The 16,231-nt window shown below is 74.4% G+C and carries 11 protein-coding genes; 7 read left to right on the top strand and 4 right to left on the bottom strand.

Annotated elements, in window-relative coordinates; genetic code table 11:
* The 3 genes from ACQP12_RS21305 to ACQP12_RS21295 are packed head-to-tail and all read right to left on the bottom strand — an operon-like array spanning position 1 to position 2,629.
* Entirely contained in the window at positions 1 to 1,254 is a 1,254-nt protein-coding gene (locus tag ACQP12_RS21305) for a hypothetical protein (protein ID WP_433281370.1), read from the bottom strand.
* 47 nt (positions 1,255 to 1,301) lie between these two features.
* Entirely contained in the window at positions 1,302 to 1,631 is a 330-nt protein-coding gene (locus ACQP12_RS21300) for a PadR family transcriptional regulator (protein ID WP_357943632.1), read from the bottom strand.
* 59 nt (positions 1,632 to 1,690) lie between these two features.
* On the bottom strand, positions 1,691 to 2,629 hold the full coding sequence (locus ACQP12_RS21295; RefSeq protein WP_433281367.1) for a helix-turn-helix domain-containing protein: 939 nt from the start codon (positions 2,627 to 2,629) through the stop codon (positions 1,691 to 1,693).
* Positions 2,630 to 2,725: 96 nt separating this feature from the next.
* Between ACQP12_RS21295 and ACQP12_RS21290 the strand changes: the two genes are divergently transcribed.
* From ACQP12_RS21290 to ACQP12_RS21260, 7 genes are all read left to right on the top strand, one after another.
* The gene (locus ACQP12_RS21290) at positions 2,726 to 3,778 is read left to right on the top strand and encodes a saccharopine dehydrogenase family protein (protein ID WP_433281365.1); all 1,053 of its coding nucleotides are present in this window, start codon (positions 2,726 to 2,728) and stop codon (positions 3,776 to 3,778) included.
* Between the two features lie 87 nt (positions 3,779 to 3,865).
* Positions 3,866 to 4,318: a Fur family transcriptional regulator gene (locus ACQP12_RS21285; RefSeq protein WP_357943626.1), complete on the top strand. Its 453-nt coding sequence runs from the start codon at positions 3,866 to 3,868 to the stop codon at positions 4,316 to 4,318.
* Positions 4,318 to 6,594, top strand: a complete 2,277-nt coding sequence (gene katG / locus ACQP12_RS21280; RefSeq protein ID WP_433281363.1) for a catalase/peroxidase HPI — start codon at positions 4,318 to 4,320, stop codon at positions 6,592 to 6,594. Before ACQP12_RS21285 ends, katG begins: the two co-directional genes overlap by 1 nt.
* Before the next feature lie 221 nt (positions 6,595 to 6,815).
* The gene (locus ACQP12_RS21275) at positions 6,816 to 7,268 is read left to right on the top strand and encodes an iron chaperone (RefSeq protein WP_357943622.1); all 453 of its coding nucleotides are present in this window, start codon (positions 6,816 to 6,818) and stop codon (positions 7,266 to 7,268) included.
* Between the two features lie 97 nt (positions 7,269 to 7,365).
* Complete coding sequence (locus ACQP12_RS21270; RefSeq protein WP_433281360.1) at positions 7,366 to 10,179, top strand: BTAD domain-containing putative transcriptional regulator; 2,814 nt, start codon at positions 7,366 to 7,368, stop codon at positions 10,177 to 10,179.
* A 114-nt stretch (positions 10,180 to 10,293) separates the two neighbouring features.
* A complete protein-coding gene (locus ACQP12_RS21265) occupies positions 10,294 to 10,818 on the top strand; it encodes a sigma-70 family RNA polymerase sigma factor (RefSeq protein ID WP_357943618.1) in 525 nt (174 codons plus the stop codon).
* An 84-nt stretch (positions 10,819 to 10,902) separates the two neighbouring features.
* A complete protein-coding gene (locus tag ACQP12_RS21260; protein ID WP_433281358.1) occupies positions 10,903 to 12,900 on the top strand; it encodes a BTAD domain-containing putative transcriptional regulator in 1,998 nt (665 codons plus the stop codon).
* On the opposite strand, the gene ACQP12_RS21255 is transcribed toward ACQP12_RS21260, so the two are convergent.
* Positions 12,878 to 16,213 (bottom strand): S8 family serine peptidase, encoded by a 3,336-nt coding sequence (locus ACQP12_RS21255; protein ID WP_433281356.1) that lies wholly within the window; start codon positions 16,211 to 16,213, stop codon positions 12,878 to 12,880. The genes ACQP12_RS21260 and ACQP12_RS21255 overlap by 23 nt on opposite strands.
* Positions 16,214 to 16,231: the final 18 nt, after the last annotated feature.

Genomic DNA, 16,231 nt, shown 5'->3' with positions numbered 1-16,231 from the left:
TCAGCCTGCGGCGGTGGTGGCGGGGCCGTCGGGGGTGTGGCCGCGTACGCGGCCGAGGGCCGCGCCGACGGCCGCGCCGCCGGCCGCCCCCGTGGTCCAGAGGACGAGCATGCCGGCGAGGAATTCCGGGCGCAGCACGTCGCGGACCGCCGCCTGCCAGTTCGGCGGCACGGCGTCGCCGGTGCTCAGGTAGCCGGCCTGGTGGTGTGCCCAGACCACGGACTCGGGAATGCCGACCGCGAGCACCGCCAGCAGGGCGGCGAGCCCGGCCAGGGCGCCGGCGCGCAGCCCTGAGCCGAAGGACCGGGTACGCCGGGCCGCGGCGAGCGCGACGGCAAGCAGCAGAACGCTCGGGACGACCGTCCAGAAGCCGAGCACCCCGCCCCGGTCGTGCTCCAGCGACCAGCGCGAGGCGGCGAAGGAGCCACCGGCGACGACGACTGCCACGCCGGCGGCCCGCACCCATGCGCCGCGCGGCCACCCGGACCGCAGGACGGCCCACGCTCCGCCGAGGGCGAACCTGCGGCGCTCGGGTGGCGGATCGATCGCCGCGAGTTCGGCCCGCAGGGCGGCACCCCACGCGCGCCGGTTGTCGGGAAGGTCGGTGGTGGCCAGGTCGAGCAGGAGCTGCCAGCCGTCGCGTACCGGGTGGCGGCGGCCCGCGGGTTCGGAGCGGGCGCCGAGGGCGGCGCCGAGGACGGGCCACGGCAGGGCCCAGATCAGCGCGGCGAGGAAGAACTCGAACGGCGCCAGCAGGTCGCCCTCGGCGAGGTTTCCGACGACGGGGAATCGTTCGGGCTCCGCCAGGTAGGCGGCGCGCAGCGGCAGGTGCGCGGACACGGTGCCGGCGGCGACGGCGACGAGGGCCAGCAGCCCCGCGACGCTGCCGGCTCCGAATCCGCGGGCACCGGCGACGGCGGCCGCCGCCAGGCCGGCGAGCCCGGCGCACACGACCGCCGCGAACAATCCGAGCACGATGGTCAGCAGCACCGTGTCGAAGCCCCAGCGCGGCCCGTTCGGGACGGTGGCGACGTACAGGCGCTCCAGGCCCGCGGTGAGCACCGCGGCCGCGGCGGCGACGGCGATCAGCCCCAGCCACACGGGGCGTCCGACGCCGTTCCGCCCGGCGGCGCGGGTGCGGGCGGTGAATGTGCCCGCACCGCTCCCGGAGGTGGGCAGTCGGACCGCGAGCACCACGATCGCGAGGAGGGGCGCCGGTGCGAGCACCCCCAGGACGAGGAGGAGGTCGAGCATCTGGAGCCTCCGAACAGCACAGGTGCGCCGGGTTCGAGCGGTCGCGGTCAGGTGGTCGTGGGTGCGAGCCGGGCCGTGCGCGGGGCGGGTGCGGCTTCGCCGGCACGCGCCGCGGCGGCAACGCCGCGGGCGAGTTCGGCGCCCGCGGTGGTGAGCCGGTAGAGGTGCCGGGCCGGCCGTCCGCGCGGCGGGTCGGCCTCCCAGGAGGTCTCCACCTGTCCACGCTCGGTGAGGCGGATGAGGATCGGATAGACGGTGCCCGCCTTCAGGCCGAGGGCGCGGCACAGGTCGTAGCCGTGACTCCAGTCCGCGCCCGCCTCGGCGAGGGCGGTGAGCACGGCCGCGGTCTGCGGAGAGGGACGTCGTGCACGTACCATGGCCTCAATATCTACCTAGATAGACTTAAGCGCAAGAGGCACTCCGGGCGGAGGTCGGGTCAGGCGCTGCGGAAGGTGCGACGGTAGGCCTCCGGCGGCACGCCGACGGTCCGGTTGAAGTGCCGGCGCAGCGTCGTGGCGGTGCCCATGCCGGCCGCCTGCGCGACGGCGTCGATGCTGCGGTCGGTGTTCTCCAGCAGTTCCTGGGCCCGGCGGATCCGCTGCGTCGACAGCCACTGCAGCGGGGTGCTGCCGGTCGCCGACATGAAGTGGCGTGCCAGGTTGCGCGAGCTCATGTTCGCCTGGCGGGCCAGGTCCTCCACGGTCAGCGGCCGGTCGAGCCGTTCCATCGCCCAGGGCAGCAGGTCGGCGAGGGGATGGTCGTCGCGGGCGGGCACCGGGGTGGTGACGAACTGGGCCTGGCCGCCGGCGCGATGCGGCGGCACGACCAGGCGGCGGGCGACGGCGTTGGCGACCGTCGAGCCGTGGTCGCGGCGGATCAGGTGCAGGCACAGGTCGACCGCGGCGGCCTTGCCGGCGGAGGCGAGCACGGTGCCGTTGTCGACGTAGAGCACGTCCGGGTCGACCTGCACCCGGGGGTGGCGGGCGGCCAGCGCCTCGGTGTGGGCCCAGTGCGTGGTCGCGCGCAGCCCGTCGAGCACCCCGGCCGCGGCGAGCACGAAGGCGCCCGTGCACAGCGAGACCATCCGCGCGCCCGCCTGGTGGGCCGCGCGGACGGCGTCGAGCAGGTCGGGCGGCACGTCGGCGTCGATGTCCTCCACGGCCGGAATGATCACGGTGTCGGCGCGGGCGAGCCGGTCCAGGCCGTCGTCGGGCTCCACCCGGAACCTGCCGATCCCGACCGGGCCCGAACCGCAGACCACGAGGTCGTACCACGGGTCGGCCAGGCCGGAGGGGTCGTGGGCGAAGACCTCGCAGGCCATGGCGAGCTCGAAGTGCAGCATCCCGTCGGTGGCGGCGAGCGCGATCGTGGCCATGTCCGAAACTGTACGGGGCATGTCGTTCCAGACACTGGTCCGGGTCGACCGTGGCGGAGAGGATCTTCTCAGTCGATCTTTCGAGGAGGAACTCAGATGGGTTCGCAGCAGACCGTGGCGGTGTTCGGGGCCTACGGGCACACCGGGCGGTTCGTGGTGGCGGAGTTGCGCGAGCGCGGGTTCGTCCCGCTCCTGCTCGGCCGCGACGCCGGCCGGCTGCAGGCGCTGGCGGCGTCGCATCCGGGGCTCGAACACCGGGTGGCGTCGGCCGGCGACCCGGCCTCGCTCGACCGGGCGTTGCGGGGTGCGGCCGCGGTCGTCAACTGCGCCGGCCCGTTCGCCTCGACCGCGGCCCCGGTGATCGAGGCCGCCCTGCGCGCCGGGATCCCGTACATGGACGTGGCGGCGGAGATCGAGGCCAACGTCGACACGTTCGCGCACTTCACTGACCGGGCGCGGAGCGCGGGCGTCGCGGTGGTCCCGGCGATGGCCTTCTTCGGCGGGCTCGGCGATCTGCTGGTCACGGCGGCGATGGGCGACTGGACGGCGGCCGACGAGGCGCACGTCGCGTACGGGCTGAGCAGTTGGCACCCCACGGCCGGGACCCTCGCCTCGGGCACCGTCTCCCGGGACCGGCGTGACGGCCGGCGGGTCCGCTACACCGGTGGCCGGCTGGAGTACCACCTCGACGAGGGTGACCTGCCGGTCCTGGAATGGCACTTCCCCGCTCCGCTGGGCACCCGCACCGTCCTCGGCGGGTTCACGATGGCCGACGTGGTCACCGTCCCCAGTCACCTGTCGATCCCCGAGGTGCGCACCTACATGACCACCGACGCCGCCCGGGACCTGGCGGGCCCCGACACGCCCGCGCCGGCCGCGGTCGACGAGCGCGGCCGGTCCGGGCAGACGTTCACGGTCGACGTCGTCGTGCGCTCCGGGGACCGGCAGCGTGGGGTCGTGGCGAGCGGCCGGGACATCTACGCCGTCAGCGCACCCCTGGCGGTGGAAGCGGTCCGTCGACTTCTCGCCGGGCAGACGAGGACGAGCGGCGTCGCCTCCGCCGGCGAGATCTTCGACGCGGCCGACTTCCTCCGCGCGCTGTCCGCCCACATTTCGGTTGCCCCGCGTCCTGGCGTGCTCCAGGCGTAGTTTGTTCCCGGATGGGGAGTATCTTCCGGGCGGATTGAATCGCAGCAAAACTTGATTGATTCCAAAAGAGTGAGCTATGTTCGTGGCATGGCGCCCGACTTCGAGACCCAGCTCCGGGCGGTCTCGTTGCGCGTCACCCGGCCCCGATTGGCGGTGCTCGCCGCGCTCCGCGACCACCCGCACGTCGACACGGACACCGTGATCGCCCTGGTACGGGCGGAGCAGCCCACGGTCTCCCACCAGACGGTGTACGACGTGCTGCGTGCCCTCACCGACGCCGGTCTGGTGCGGCGCATCCAGCCGGCGGGTGCCACCGCCCGGTACGAGTCGCGGGTGGGGGACAACCACCACCATGTCGTGTGCCGCTCCTGCGGCACGATCGCCGACGTCGACTGCGCCGTGGGTCAGGCCCCCTGCCTCACCGCCTCCGACGACCAGGGGTTCCTGGTCGACGAGGCGGAGGTCGTCTACTGGGGCACCTGCCCCGACTGCGCGACCGAACGCACCTCCCAGCGATCCGCCAGTTCGGAAGGAAATTGATGAGCGACACCCAGGACAACGCCCCCTCCAGCGCCCAGGGCGTGGACAAGAAGGCGGCGGCCGGCTGCCCGGTCGCGCACGACTCCGTGACCGCGCACGGCAGCGAGAGCGAGAACCCGGCGATCGACTCGCCGACCCCGAAGACCGGCGGTCGTCCGCGCACCAACCGGGACTGGTGGCCCAACCAGCTCGACCTGTCGGTGCTGCACGCTCAGTCGCCGAAGGGCAACCCGCTGGGCGAGAACTTCAGCTACGCCAAGGAGTTCGCCAAGCTCGACGTCGAGGCCCTCAAGCAGGACATCATCACGGCCCTCACCACCTCGCAGGACTGGTGGCCGGCCGACTTCGGCCACTACGGCGGCCTGATGATCCGGATGAGCTGGCACTCCGCGGGCACCTACCGGATCCAGGACGGTCGCGGCGGCGCCGGCGACGGCGGTCAGCGGTTCGCCCCGCTGAACAGCTGGCCGGACAACGCCAACCTCGACAAGGCCCGCCGGCTGCTCTGGCCGGTCAAGCAGAAGTACGGCCAGAAGGTCTCGTGGGCCGACCTGCTCGTGCTCGCCGGCAACGTCGCCCTGGAGTCGATGGGCTTCAAGACCTTCGGCTTCGGCTTCGGCCGCGAGGACGTCTGGGAGCCCGAGGAGATCTTCTGGGGTCCGGAGGACACCTGGCTCGGCGACGAGCGCTACGCCTCCGAGAAGGAGATGGTGGGCGACGTCGGCGCGACGGAGATGGGCCTCATCTACGTCAACCCCGAGGGTCCCCGCGGCAACGCGGACCCGCTCGCGGCGGCGCACTTCATCCGCGAGACCTTCGCCCGGATGGCGATGAACGACGAGGAGACCGTCGCTCTCATCGCCGGCGGCCACACCTTCGGCAAGACCCACGGCGCCGCCGTCGCCGACGACCACGTCGGCCCCGAGCCCGAGGGCGCCCCGCTGGAGGCGCAGGGCCTGGGCTGGCTGAGCACCCACGGCGCCGGCAAGGGCCCGGACACGATCACCAGCGGTCTCGAGGTGACCTGGACCGACCGGCCGACGGAGTGGAGCAACCGCTTCTTCGAGATCCTCTTCGGCTACGAGTGGGAGCTCAGCACGAGCCCCGGCGGCGCCAAGCAGTGGGTCGCCAAGGACGCCGAGGCGATCATCCCGGACCCCTACGACCCGTCGAAGAAGCACAAGCCGACGATGCTGACGACCGACCTGTCGTTGCGCGTCGACCCGGCGTACGAGAAGATCTCGCGCCGGTTCCTGGAGAACCCGGACGAGTTCGCGCTGGCGTTCGCCAAGGCCTGGTACAAGCTGCTGCACCGCGACATGGGCCCGGTCGAGCGCTTCCTCGGGCCGTGGGTGGCGGAGCCCCAGCTGTGGCAGGACCCGGTGCCGGCCGTCGACCACGAGCTCGTGGGTGACGCCGACGTCGCCGCGCTCAAGGCGAAGGTCCTGGAGTCCGGCCTCACGACCGCGCAGCTGGTCTCCACCGCCTGGGCGTCGGCCGCGAGCTTCCGGTCCACCGACAAGCGCGGTGGCGCCAACGGCGCGCGCATCCGACTCGAGCCGCAGCGCAGCTGGGAGGTCAACCAGCCCGAGCAGCTCGCGACGGTGCTGGCGACCCTCGAGGGCATCCAGCAGGAGTTCAACTCGGCCGGCGGCGCGAAGATCTCGCTCGCGGACCTGATCGTGCTGGCCGGCTCGGCCGCGGTCGAGAAGGCGGCGCGCGACGCCGGCGTCGACGTGACCGTGCCGTTCCGCCCGGGCCGCACGGACGCCTCGCAGGAGCAGACCGACGTCGAGTCCTTCCGGGTCCTCGAGCCGCGCGCGGACGGGTTCCGCAACTACCTGCGTCCGGGTGAGAAGACCCAGCCGGAGGTGCTGCTCGTCGACCGCGCCTACATGCTCAACCTGACCGCTCCGGAGATGACCGTCCTCGTCGGCGGCCTGCGCTCCCTCGGGAACAACGTCGGCGGTACGCGGCACGGCGTCCTCACCGACCGGCCCGGCGTGCTCACCAACGACTTCTTCGCCAACCTGCTCTCCCCGGGCACCCGGTGGAAGGCGTCGGAGTCCGAGGAGCACGTCTACGAGATCCGGGACCTGGCCACCGACGAGGTGAAGTGGACCGCCACCGCGGTCGACCTCATCTTCGGCTCCAACTCCCAGCTGCGGGCCCTCGCCGAGGTCTACGCCAGCGAGGACGCGCGCGAGAAGTTCGTCACGGACTTCGTCGCCGCCTGGACCAAGGTCATGGAACTGGACCGGTTCGACGTCCGCTGATCCGGCGCCAACCGACGAGCCCCGGTCGATCCACCCGGATCGACCGGGGCTCGTTCGTCGCCGGCCGGCGCCGGTTTTCCCGCCGGGCGGGCACACGGACCGCGGGTCCGTGGTGGTTTCCGTGGTCGGCACGGAGGTGGGCCGCGCCCCGCCCGGGAGAGGCTGTGACCACAGTGATCGGCCCGGCGGGCCGATCGTGAGCCACGAGCACAGGGGGCACCATGGCCAGCACCACCACCAGCGGGTACGAGGGATTCACGGCCGAGGAGCGGGCCGCCATGAAGGACCACGCCCGGGAGCTGAGGACCGCGGCGCGTCGGGGAACGCGCGCGGACAAGGAGGCGGAGGCCGAGCGGAGCGTGCTCGCGAAGATCGCCGAGATGCCCCCCGCGGACCGGGTCATCGCCGAGCGGGTCCACGCCGTCGTGACGGCCAGCGCCCCCGTCCTCGCGCCGAAGCTCTGGTACGGGATGCCCGCCTACGCGCTGGACGGCAAGGTCGTCTGCTTCTTCCAGAGCGCGGAGAAGTTCAAGGCGCGCTTCGCGACGCTCGGGTTCAGTGACCAGGCGAAGCTGGACGAGGGCACGATGTGGGCGAGCGGTTTCGCCCTCACCGAGGTGACGGCCGAGGTGGCGGAGCGCATCGCCGCGCTCGTGAAGCGCGCGGTGAGCTGATCCGGCACCGACCGCCAGGTCAGCGCGTACCCGAACCGGCCGTAGCTTGCTCGATCGCAAGCTCCGGCCGGCGGGTCGGCCCGTTACCGTGGCCGCTGTGCGAGCGGAGGCGGGCGACACGGTCGGTTTCTCGGTGCTCGGCGCGATCAGGGTCGTCCGCGCCGGCGCCGAGCTGCGCCTGGGCGCCCGCCAGCAGCGACTCGTGCTCGCGTTGCTGCTGGCCCGGGGCGGGCTGCCGGTCTCCCTGGCCGAGCTGGTCGACCTGCTCTGGGACGACGACGCCCCGGCCAGCGCCGCGAACGTGGTGCACCGGCACGTCGGGATGCTCCGGCGGCTGTTCGAGCCCGGCCTGCCCACCCGGTCGGCGGGCCGGCACATCCTCCGCGATCTCTCGGGCTACCGGCTGCGCGCCGACGAGGAGTCCCTCGACCTGCTGACGTTCCGGTCGCTGAGCCGGCGGGCGGCCCGGAGCCTGCGGGACGGCGACCCGGAGTCGGCGCTGCGGCACTCCCTCGACGGGCTGCGACTGTGGCGCGGCCGGTGCGCGGCCGGTCTGGAACCGGCCTGCCGACAACACCCCGCGTTCCTCGCCGTGGAGGCCGAACGCGCCGAAGCCGTACGCGGGGCCGCCGACGCCGCCGAACGCTGCGGCCGGCTGAACGCGGTGCTGGCGCCGCTGCGGCAGGCCGCCGAGCTGCACCCGTTCGACGAGTCACTGCAGAGCCGGTTGCTGCTGGCGCTCGCCGCCGACGGCCGCCAGGCGGAGGCCGTCGAGAGGTACCGGGCGGTGCGCCACCGGCTCGCCGAGGACCTGGGCGTCGACCCCGGCGAGGAACTGCGGGAGGCGTACGACCGGCTGCTGCACCAGCGCACCGGGCCGGCACGTACCGGGTCGGCCGCGCCACTCCCGCGGCCCGCGCAGCTGCCACCGGACCTGCCCTTCTTCAGCGGCCGGGACGACCTCATCGCGGCGGCCCGCGCGGCGGTGGCGCGCCCGGGCGGGCCGGCGGTGCTCGCGATCGACGGCATGCCCGGGATCGGCAAGACGGCCCTGGCCGTCCACCTCGCCCACGGGTTCGCCGCCGGCTACCCGGACGGGCAGCTGTATGTCGACCTGCGCGGATACGACGGGCGGGAGCCGGCGATGAGCCCGGCCGAGGCGCTGCGCGGCTTCCTCGGCTCGCTCGGCGTGCCGCAGGAGGGCATTCCCGCCGAGCTGCACGCCCAGGCGGGCCTGTACCGCAGCAGCCTCGCCGGCCGGCGGCTGCTCATCCTGCTCGACAACTGCCGGGACGCCGAGCAGATCCGGCACCTGCTGCCCGGCAGCCCCGGCTGTCTGGTGATCGTGACCAGCCGCAGCCGGCTCAGCGGCCTGCTCACCACGGCCGGCGCCCACCCGTTGCCGGTCGGCCTGCCGAGCGTCGAGGAGGCCCGCGCCGCGCTGTCGCGGCCGCTGGGCGCCGGCCGTGTCGCGGCGGACCCGGCCGCGATCGACGCCATCATCGCCGCCTGCGGGCGGCTGCCGCTCGCGCTGGCCGTGGTGGCCGCCCGCGCGGCGGCCCTGCCGGGGACGCCGCCGGCCCGGATCGCCGCGGAGCTGGCCGGAGCGCCCGGCAGTCTGGACGGCTTCGACGGCGACGACCCGCAGACCGGCCTGCGTGCCGTCTTCTCCTGGTCCTACCGGGCGCTGTCCGCCCCGGCCGCCCGGCTCTTCCGGCTGCTGCCCATCCATCCCGGTGCCGACATCTCCATCGCCGGCGCGGCGGGCCTGGCCGGCGTCCCGCTGCGGGGCGCGCGGGCACTGCTCGGCGAGCTGAGCCGCGCGCACCTGATCAGCGAGGACGTGCCGGGCCGCTACCGCACCCACGACCTGCTGCGGGCCTATGCCACGGAGCTCGGCGAGGAGAACGACGGCCCGGCCGAGCGCGCCGCCGCGGAGCTGCGCTGCCTGCGGTTCTACCGGGCCACCGCCTATCGGGCGCACCGGTGCCTGCTGACCTCCGAGTACCACCCGATGATCGAGCCGGGGCCGGGTGAGACCCCGCTGCGCTTCGCCGGGCACGGCGACGCCATGCGCTGGTTCACCGCCGAGCGGCAGGTCCTCATCGCGCTGGTCGGCCGGGCCGCCGGGCAGGGCCGGCACACCGAGGCCTGGCAGCTCGCCCTGGGCATGCAGCACTTCTTCGACCGCAGCGGCCGGTGGGCCGACTGGACGACGACCGGCGAGGTGGCCCTCGCGGCGGCCCGGGCGGGCGGCGACCTGGTCGGGCAGGCCCGGATGCACCGCAGCCTGGCCGGGGCGGCCTACTTCCGGCACGAGCACGACACCGCGCTCGGGCACCTCGACCAGGCCGTCGAGCTGCTCGCCCGGCTCGGCCTGTACGGCGAGATGACCCGGGCCGGCATCAACCGGGCGATGATCCTCAGCGCCCAGGGACGGCACGAGGAGGTCGTCCGGGCGCTCCCCGCGGCCCTGGGACCGTGGGCGGCCGGCGACGACAAGCTGCAGGCGGACGTCCTGGTCATCATGGGCGCGAGCTACGCCGAACTGGGCCGGGGGGACGAGGCCGTGCGCAGCGCCGAGCGGGCGATGGCCCTGTCGCGCGGAGCGCGGTACCGGTTGGGGGTCGCCGAGGCGTGGGAGGTGCTCGGCCAGGGGCACTCCGCCCGCCAGGAGCTCGACCGGGCGGTCGCCTGCTGGCGCGAGGCGGCCGCCGCCTACCAGGAGGCCTCGGCGTCGGCGCCGGCCGCGGAGGTGCTCGCGCTGCTCGGCGACGCCCTCGCCGCGGCGGGCGACCAGGACGCGGCGGTGGGGGCGTGGCAGGAGGCGCTGGCGCTGATCCCGTACGCGCACACGCCGACCGGCCGGCGGCTGACCGGCCTGCTCGCGGCGGTCACGCCGGGTCCGTGACCGGTCGCGATCGGCGACGGCACTCGATTGACACTCGCGCGTCAGTCCATTCGCATCCACCGTCCCTAGGCTCCTGCCTCATTCACCGTTGCCACTGCGGATGGGGGAGAGACCGTGCTCTGGGCACCCGACGGATCACCGGCCGGCCGGGCCGAGCGCATGACCGAGCTGCACGCGGACCACTCCCGTGCCGTGCTGCGCCTCCTGCTCCTGCTGACCCGCGGGCAGCGGCAGACCGCCGAGGATCTGCTCCAGGAGACGATGCTGCGGACCTGGCGGCACCTCGACTCGGTGCCGGCCGAGCCCGAGGCCGCCCGCCGGTGGCTCCTCACCGTCGCCCGGCGGCTCGTCATCGACGGGGTCCGCCGGCGGCGGGGCCGCCCGGTCGAGGTCCATCTCGTCGACATGACCTGGATTCCGGCCGGTGACGACACCACCGGCACGGCGCTGGCGTCGTACGCCATCCGGCGCGCGCTCCGCCGGCTGAGCCCGGCGCAGCGCAGCCTGCTCTCCGAGGTGTTCCTGGTCGGCCGGTCACCGGAGGAGGTCGCGGGCCGGTTGGGGGTGCCGATCGGCACCGTGAAGTCCCGGACCCACCACGCCCTGCGCGCCCTGCGTACCGGCCTCAAGGCGGCCTGAGCAGGGAACCCCCGGCCGCCGGTCCTGCGGCGGCCCCTGCCATGCTGTGACGATCGTGGCACCCACCTCGGTACGGATCGCATCATGATGACCACCCCGCTCTCCTTCGCCGTTCTCGGCCCGGTGCGGGCCTGGCGCGGCCGGTCCGAACTCGACCTGGGCGCCCGGCAGCAGCGGCTGGTCCTGGCGTTCCTGCTCGCCCGGGCGGGCGGCGCGGTCAGCGTCGCCGAGCTCGTCGACCTGCTGTGGGAGTCCGACCCCCCACCCAGCGCGGTCAACGTGGTGCACCGGCACGTCGGGATGCTCCGGCGGCGCTTCGAGCCGGGCCTGCCGACGCGGGCGGCGGGCTCGGTGCTGATCCGCGACGGCGCCGAGTACCGGCTCCTGATCGAGGAGGACGCGCTCGACCTGCTGCGCTTCCGGCGCCTGGTCGCCCGGGCCGGTGGCAGCTCCGGCGAGCCGGCCGTCGCGCTCTACCGGGAGGCGCTGGCGCTGTGGCGCGACCGGTGCGCCTCGGGCGTGCGGTCCGGCCCCCGGGCCCACCCGGAGTTCCTCGCCGTCGACGGCGAATGGTTCGCCGCCGTCCGGGCCGCGACCGACGCCGCCCTGCGGGCCGGGTGCGTCCACGCGGTGCTGCCCGCGATCCGGCTGGCCGCCGAACACGAGCCGCTGGACGAGGCGCTCCAGGCGCGGCTGCTGCTCGCGCTCGCCGCGGACGGCCGGCGGGCCGAGGCCCTCGCCGCGTACGCCGACATCGAGCACCGGCTCGCCGACGAGCTCGGCATCCGGCCGGGCGCCGACCTGCGGGCGGCCCGGGACAGCCTGCTCGACCACGACGCCGCGGCCGACGGGTCCGGGTCGTGGCGCGGCGCCGGACCGGCCCCCACCGCGGCGCCGCCCCTCGGCGTGGAGGCCGGATCATGGCCGCCGGCCGGGGCGCCGCCGACCGGCCCCGGGCCGCCGGCGCAGTTGCCCGCCGACCATCCGTTCTTCAGCGGCCGCCGGGACCTGGTCGCCGCCGCGGAGGAGCTGCTGGCCGGGGACCGGCCGGCCACCGCGCTGGTCATCGACGGCATGCCCGGCGTCGGGAAGACCACCCTGGCGGTGCACCTGGCCCACCACCTGGCCTCCCGCTACCCCGACGGGCAGTTGCACGCCGACCTGCGCGGTTTCGACTCTGGAGACTCGGTGATGACACCGGCGGAGGCCCTGCGCGGCTTCCTGTGGTCCCTCGGGGTCGCGCCGGCCGCCATCCCGGCCGAACCGCACGCCCAGGCCGGCCTCTACCGCAGCATCCTGGCCGGGCGCCGGATGCTGATCCTGCTCGACAACTGCCGCGACTGGGACCAGGTCCGGCACCTGCTGCCCGGCACCGGCGGCAGTCTCGCCATCGCCACGAGCCGCCGCCGGATCACCGGCACGGCCGGGCCGGCGGGCGCCCACCCGCTGCACCTCGACCTGCTGACCGACGCCGAGGCCCGCGAACTGCTCACCCGTTGGCTCGGCGACGTGACGGCCGCCGACCCGGCCGCCGTGGACGAGATCGTGACGCGGTGCGGGCGGCTGCCGCTGGCCCTGGCGCTGGTCGCCACCCGCGCCGTCGGCCGGCCCGCGCTCAGCCTGCCCGCGGTCGCCGGCGAACTGGCCGGGGCCGACGGCCGGCTGGCCGGCTTCGGGGACGCACACGCCGAGCTGGAGGCGAGCTTCGCCTGGTCCTACCGCGCGCTGACCCCCGGGGCGGCCCGACTCTTCCGGCTGCTGCCCCTGCACCCGGCCGGGGAGCTGAGCACGGAGGCGGCGGCCGCCCTGGCCGGCCTGCCCCCGCGCACCGCCCGCGGCCTGCTCGCCGAGCTCGCGGCGCACCTGCTGGTGGAGCCTGGCGACGGCCGCTGGCGGATGCACGACCTGCTGCGCGCCTATGCCGCGGAGCTGGGGGAGGAGCACGACGACGCGGCGGAACGGGACGCGGCCGTCGAGCGGATCCACGACCACCACGAGGTTGTGCCGGCACCGGTGATCCCGGACGCGGCGCCGGCGGGCGCCGCGTCCGGGACCGCTCTCAGTACCGGTAGGCGCGGATGACGGTCTGCTTGACCGTGTTGCCGCTGGTGTCCGTCGCGGCGGCCCGCAGCGAGACGAAGCCGGTGCCGGCCGGGTTGCACACCCAGGCGACTCCCTTCTCGCCGGACCGCTTCACGGTGAGCCGCTGCCAGGTCCTGCCGTCGTCGAAGGACGCCTCGACGGTCAGGGCCCTGGTCCGGCCCGGCGCCGCCCCGACCTGGCGGTCGAGCGAGACCGGAATCGCGAACAGCCGACCGGCCGGCGCCCGGTTGTCGATGTCGAGCTCCGGGGTGTACCGGATCGCCGTCAGCGGCAACTTCACCAGGTCGCCGTCGGGCACGTGCGCGGACGTGAAGGTCCACTCCGCGTCGACCACGGTCGACAGGGTGAACTCCGGGTCGCTGTGGAAGGTCGCGGCCAACCGGTAGTCACCCTTCTCGGCGGGCACGTTCCACACCCAGGGCGTCTCGGTCGCGTCGCCGATCTTGACGCCGTTGCGGTAGAGGTTCACCTCCACGCTGCCGCCACGAACGTGCCGGAAGCCCATGTGCCCGCTGCCGTCGCCGTGCAGCGGCCCCGGCCCGCCGATCTGGTCACCCCAGTAGCGGGTGGCGAACTGCTGGCCGAAGTTCGGCTCCGGGAAGACCGGCCCGGCCACCCCGTTGGCCCACTTCACGTCGTAGGTGCGGCCGGGCCGGAAGCTGGTCCACGCCGACTGGTAGTACGTGTACCTCAGCTGCGACGAGGTCGACTGCCACACCGCCTGCTTGTCCTGGTTGTAGTACTCGGTGATGGTGCTCGGCGCGTCGTAACTGAAGCTCGGCGGGATGTTGCGCTCGTCCCGGTAGATCGGCGAGTTGCCGGGCGCGTGCGCGACAGCGGTCCGCGACACCGGCACGCCGGCCACGTCCGCGCTGATCCGGGAGCGAACGGTGGCGAAGTCGCCCGCCCGCAGCCGGCGGGTCAGGCCGGTCATCATCTTCTGCGGCTCGTAGAGGTAGACCCGGTAGACGTACGGGCTGTTGTGGAGGCTGCCGTCGTCGGCCACCTGACCCCACATCCCGTTGACGTAGGAGACGAAGCCGGGCGTCCGGCCGGCCCCGATCTGCGCGGTCCGGACGTGGTCGAGGGGGATGCCCATGACCACGCCGAACGGGTCGTTGCTGCCCCAGATCTGCGGCTGCTCGGTCCGGATCGTCCAGCCGAACTCCTGGTGGACGGCGGTGGCCTTCGGGTTCGGCACGGACACCGCGATCGGCTTCGCCCGGCGGGTGTCCACGGTGAGCGCCTGGTCGCTGGTGAGGTCGAGGCTCGGGCGCACCAGCGACGTGACGTTCGGGAGGTACGGGTCGCCGGTCAACAGGTAGGTCTGGACCAGGTAGCGGCCCGCGCGGACCCGGTAGGTGGTGACCGCCGGGTTGTCGAGCACCAGGACGGTCTGCCGGTCCAGGTCGGTCAGGAGGGTCACCCAACCCTGCTCGGGCGTGGGCGCTCCGCCGTCCGGCCCGACGAGCTTGAGGCTGAGCTGGTGGCGGGCGATGTCGAGGGCGACCGGGGTCTGCACCTGCACGCCGCCGCCGGTGGCGGTCACCTCACCGCCGAAGTAGTGGTCGGCCAGGTCGGTGCCGGCCTGCACGGTGACGGTCACGGTGGCCGTCCCGCCGGCCGGGACCGTCACGGAGGAGGCGCCGAGGCTGAACAGGCCGGCCGGCGCCGGGGCGCCGTCGGCGTCCTTCGCGTCGAGGGAGACGGCCAGGGTGAGGGGGGAGGAGCCGCTGTTCGCGTACGTGATGGTGCGCTGCTGCGCGGCGGTGGTCCGCTCGAAGGCGACGCTGACCGGGCTCGCCGTGACGCCCTGCCGGATCGCCCGGGCGACGTCGAGGAAGCCGGCGCCCTGCTCGTAGACGCCGATGGCGGCGTTCGGCTTCGCGGCCGCCATCAGGGTGGACTTGATCCGCTCCGGCGACCAGTCCGGGTGCTGCTGGGTCAGGATCGCCGCCGCGCCGGCCACGTGCGGGGTCGCCATCGACGTGCCGCTGAGGCCGGCGTACTGCGGGTTCCCGTCGTCCGGCGGCAGGTCGGAGGTCGAGCTGCGGGCGGCGAGAATGCCGACGCCGGGCGCCGTGACGTCCGGCTTGATGCCGGCGTCCCCCGCACGCGGGCCCCGGCTCGAGAAGCCGGCCAACTCGCCCGTCTTGGTCACGGCGCCCACGGTCAGCGCCTCGGTCACGCTGCCGGGCGAGTTCACCGTGGCCTCGCCGGCCTCGCCGCTGTTGCCCGCGGCGATGACGAACAGCACACCGTAGCGGTGGGTGAGGTCGGCGACGGCCGCCTCGATCGGGTCCGTCTCCGGGCTGTCCGGGCCGCCGAGGCTCATGTTGGCGACCTTCACGCCCTGCTGCGCCGCCCAGGTCATGCCGGCCAGGATGGCCGACTCGGGGCAGCCCTCCTGGACGCAGACCTTGGCACTGTAGAGGGTCGCGCCGGGCGCCATGCCCTTGTACCGGCCCTGCGACGCGGCCGCGCTGCCGGCGATGGTGGAGGCGACGTGGGTGCCGTGGCCGACCCGGTCGAGGGTGTCCGGGTCGGAGGTGAAGTTCGCGGCGGCGGCGACGCGGCCGGCCAGGTCGGGGTGGGTCTGGTCGACGCCGGTGTCGATCACGCCGACCTTCACCCCCGTTCCCGTCCAGCCGGCCTGCCAGGCCTCCGGCGCGCCGGTGAGCGGGACGCTGACGTCGAGGGTGGGGTGACGCAGCCCGTCGAGCCAGACCTTGTCGACCCCGGCCCGCAGCCGCCGCTCGGCGCCACTCGCGCCGGCGGTGAGGTTGTTCCAGAAGGACACCGCGTCCGCCCGGTTCTCCGCGACGGCGCTCGCCCCGGAGAGCTCCCGGGTGGTCCGGGCGCCGGCCAGGCCGGCGGGGGTGGCGCCGCTGTGCTGGACGATCAGCGGCAGGGTGGCCCGGGTGTCGTCGTAGCCGAAGCCGACCAGCGTCGTGATGTCGAAGAGCCGCTCGTCGAGCTTGCCCCGGTTGAGCAGGCCGACGGCGTCGGCGGGGATGACCCGCACCTCCGTGCCGGCGCTGTGGGTGATGAACGGGATCCGCTCCCGTCCCTTGCCCGGCACGACGCTCACGGCGGTCTGGCCGTCCACCGTGCTGACGTGGACGGTGTCGCCGGTGAGCAGAGTGACCGTCCGGGGCTTGGACGCGACCGGGGGTGTGGTCGCCGGCTTCGCGGCTCGGGGCTGCGCCGACACCGGCGTACCGCCCGGAGCCACCACCGAGACGCCCAGCGCCAGCAGCGCCAGCGCCGATAACTTGCGAGATGAACGCATCATTCTCCCTGGATGAAT

Source organism: Micromonospora sp. CA-244673, from assembly GCF_050948395.1.
Classification (GTDB): domain Bacteria; phylum Actinomycetota; class Actinomycetes; order Mycobacteriales; family Micromonosporaceae; genus Micromonospora.
Note: the sequence above shows the minus strand (reverse complement) of the source record. Positions and strands in the feature narration are given on the sequence as shown.